Below are 3,499 nucleotides of genomic sequence, written 5' to 3'. Positions count from 1 at the left end.
AAAACCTTCGTGAGACTTCGTGACCTTCGTGGTTAAGGCATTTCGCGGTCTTCGCGGTTAGGTGGTTTTCGTAGCCTTCGCGGTGCCGAGCAGCAGCTGAAAGAGCAGCAGCCAGCGCTTGGCGTTGGTGGTCATGAGGAAATTCTCGCGCACGTGCTCGCGTCCGTTCTCGCCCAGTTGTTTGGCGAAATCGGGATGGGTGAGCAGGTAGCGGATCTGGTAGGCACAGCCCTCGACCGAATGCACCAGCACGCCCGTCATCTTGTGGATGACCTGCGTGGGGATGCCGCCGACGGCGCCGGCGATGACCGGCTTCGACTTCCACAGCGCCTCGGCCACGGTCAGTCCGAAGCCTTCCTTGAGCGATTTCTGGATGACGATGGTAGAAGCGCGTTGCAGCGCGTTGATCTCGAAGGCAGACCAGGGCGGCAGGTTCAGGATGATGATGTCGGGATCGTCGCCCGCGGCCTCCAGCACTTCGGCGAGGACGACCGCGCCCTCGGGATCGTCACTGGCGCCGCCGCCGGCGAGCACGAGCTGGCAATCGACGTAGCGCTTGGCCAGCTTGTAAGCCTCGATCACGCCGACGGGATCCTTCAAGCGGTCGAAGCGCGAGATCTGGGTAAGGACAGGCCGCGAGCGGTCGATGCCGAAGTCGTCACAGACCTTCTGCACGCCGGCTTCGTCGAGGTCTTTGTTCTTCTCCGAGAGCGGATCGATGCAGGGGAAGAAGAGATATTGCGGGATGCCGAGCTGCCGGGTGAACGCCGGCGAGGAGAAGATGGCCGCGTCATATTGCTCGACCATCGGCCGCAGGAACCCCCAGACGTCGGGATGCGGATTGGAAAGATCGATGTGGCAGCGCCACATCCACTTGCCGCGCGTGTTGGCCTTGCTGCGGATGAGCCCGACCGGCTGCGGATCATGGATGAGGAACAGGTCCTCGGTGAACTCCATGCGCTGCCGGTTCTGCTCGTTGTACATCATGAAGATGTCGAGGATCTCTTTGGTGACGTGGTACTCGCCACCGTGCAGCGCGTTGTGGAATCCCTTGGTGACCTCGAAGAAATCGTTGCCGCCGGTGATGACTTCCCACTTGGTGTGGACCTCGAGCTCGTTGAGCATGGGGACCAGGGCGTTGAGGATCTCGGCCACACCGCCGCCGACGGCGGTGGAGTTCACCATCTTCACCGACTTGCCGCGCAAAGCGCGCGCCAGATACCAGAGCTCGTCTAATTCCGGCTTGCCGATGATGGGCTCGTAGTCGGAGAGCTTGGGCGGCGGAGGCGGAACGCGCTGCGGAGTATTGAAGTTCGGGTCGCGGCGGTTCTTGCGACGCTCGGCGGGCGGCGCTTCGGTGGCGGCCTGCAGAACCTCTGTTTCGGGCCTTCCGTTTTTCCCGTCCGGCACGACGACACCCTTGGCCGGGTCCTTGTCTGCGCTCGTCGTCGACTTGGACTTCTGCCTGGTTTCTTTCGGTTCCTTCGGTTCCTTCGGTTCCTTCGCTTCCATCGGCTCTTTCATCTCTCTCTGCCTCGCATGGTTTGCGTTGTTTGGCGCGGGGTGACCGCGCGCGTCACAGTCCCTGTTCGACGACGCGGATGATGGCTTGCCGCACGTCTTCGAGCGTGGCCGTGTAGATGTCGATGCGGTTGATCTTGTCGGCCAGCTTGCCCAGGTCGAGCTCGTTCTCCAGCCAGACGGAGAAATCGTTGGAGTTGAGCTTGAGCCGCAGCCGCGCGGCGATGAAGTGGTGGTGGATGGTGTGCAGGCCGACCTTGCGCATGGCCTCGGCGAATTCCTTGAGGTTGCGGGCGACGTAGGGCGTGGGGATCATCACCGCTTCCGAAGCGCAAAAGTAAAAGGCCTCGAAGGCGGGACGATCAGCCGAGCGCGGATTCTTCTTCAGGTATTTTTCCACCGTCGCGACCAAACGCTCCCTTAGATCTTTGACGCTGGTGAACTCACGCACGTCGAGCGCGGAGAGCTGCTCCGCCAGCGCGACTTCGTTGCAGGCGGCGAAGGCCCAATGTCCGAAATCGTTCGACCATCCCTCGCGGATGAAGTGATAGTCGCGCAGGGTCTGGAAGGTGTGCTGGAAGATGCTCGCGTCCGGGCAGGCTCGCAATCCCTCCAGCAGTTCGGCGAGGTTGGTGGCTTTCTCGCGGCCGATCTTGATGAGCGTGGCGGAGGAATAGAAATAGAAGGGCGAGCGCGCCCAGCGCAGCGCCGGGGCAGGCAGTTGGGCAGTGGCCATAGGGGACGACCTCCGGCTGTTTAGGACCGATTTGGGTAGGATACCGCCAGTGAACGAGCCGTTGTCGTTCGATGACGCGGAATCGCGTGTGTCTGAGAATCCAGCAGCAACTCTGGATTTTTCTTTATTGCCGCCTTCCGACACTGTAAACCAATAGAGCCGCGGTGGCGCCCGCAGGCTGCACAGACTGGAGATGAAGATCATCTCCGACGCCACTTACGCCATCGTCCTGTTCATGACGGGCGTGACCACCATCATCGCTCCGCCGGTGCTGCGTTATCTGTTCAAGCCTCCGGCGACGCCGGAAGCGGCGGTCGCGGACTAGAATAGTGAGTCTTTGATTGTCAGTCCCACAAGTCAGAAGAGGAGTCACATGCCTGAGTCCAAACCCAGCGCAACCGAAGTCGTCACCCGCGAGCGGCTTGCGGAGCTGTTGAACGAAGATCTTTCCCGCGAATACCAGGCCATCATCGCCTACGTGGTGTATTCCCAGGTGCTCAGCGGCGCGCAATACATGGACATCGCCGCGCAGCTCGAGATCCACGCCAAGCAGGAGCTGGACCATGCCCTGATCCTCTCGCGGCAGATCGACTACCTCGGCAAGATGCCGACCGTCACTCCCCAGCCGGTGCGCACATCGAAGAACGCGAAGGACATGCTCCGGTTCGATCTCGACAATGAGACCGAGACCATCCTCAATTACCGCGATCGCGTCCGGCAATGTGAAGCGCTGGGAGAATATGCGATGGCGGAACAGATCCGCCAGATATTGGTGCAGGAGCAGGACCACCAGATCGACCTGGCGACCGCCCTCGGGGAAAAAGTTCCCGACCCGAACAAAGCACGCAAGCGTCGCTGACGCCGCTGGCATCAGGCGGCGAGCGGAGCAGCAGGCATCAACCTTTAGTCTTTACTTCTTGGGATGCCGCTTGGGTTGCGGCTCGCGCAGTCCGAGTGCGATGTCGGCAAGCTCGAGGGCGCGCCGGCCGAACTTCTGGCTGGTCGGCTTCTCGTCGAGCGGGATGAGCCGCGGCCCTTCATCGCGCGCTTCGGGACGCTCGGGCGCGATCTTCACGACCTTGTTCAGGTTGCCGTTCGGCTTGCCGTCCGGCCTGCCATTCTTCTTCTGTTTCATTGCCATGCACACCCTGCGGCAGACACACGCGCGCGCAGCTGCGTCCAGCCTGGGGATAAATTAGGGAAGTGGTATGAAGATAGCAGAGTTGCGCGAAGCGTCAAGCC

At 61.5% G+C, this 3,499-nt stretch carries 4 protein-coding genes; 1 reads left to right on the top strand and 3 read right to left on the bottom strand.

The genetic code is table 11. From position 1 onward, the window contains the following. Positions 1-57 precede the first annotated feature (57 nt). Both M3P27_01810 and M3P27_01805 read right to left on the bottom strand, forming a co-directional pair. Positions 58-1,524: a glycosyltransferase gene (locus M3P27_01810; GenBank protein ID MDP9267045.1), complete on the bottom strand. Its 1,467-nt coding sequence runs from the start codon at positions 1,522-1,524 to the stop codon at positions 58-60. Between the two features lie 52 nt (positions 1,525-1,576). Further along, positions 1,577-2,257 carry a DUF5752 family protein gene (locus tag M3P27_01805; protein MDP9267044.1) on the bottom strand — a complete coding sequence of 227 codons (681 nt, stop codon included), beginning with the start codon at positions 2,255-2,257 and terminating at the stop codon, positions 1,577-1,579. Positions 2,258-2,630: 373 nt separating this feature from the next. Here M3P27_01805 and M3P27_01800 point away from each other — a divergent pair, with 373 nt between their 5' ends. Further along, positions 2,631-3,116: a ferritin-like domain-containing protein gene (locus M3P27_01800; GenBank protein ID MDP9267043.1), complete on the top strand. Its 486-nt coding sequence runs from the start codon at positions 2,631-2,633 to the stop codon at positions 3,114-3,116. Between the two features lie 51 nt (positions 3,117-3,167). Here M3P27_01800 and M3P27_01795 read toward each other — a convergent pair whose 3' ends face one another. Further along, a complete protein-coding gene (locus M3P27_01795; GenBank protein ID MDP9267042.1) occupies positions 3,168-3,398 on the bottom strand; it encodes a hypothetical protein in 231 nt (76 codons plus the stop codon). Positions 3,399-3,499: the final 101 nt, after the last annotated feature.

This window comes from Acidobacteriota bacterium, assembly GCA_030774055.1.
Lineage (GTDB): Bacteria > Acidobacteriota > Terriglobia > Terriglobales > Acidobacteriaceae > JACPNR01.
The sequence above is the reverse complement of the archived record's forward strand: the minus strand, read 5'-3'. Positions and strand labels throughout refer to the sequence as shown.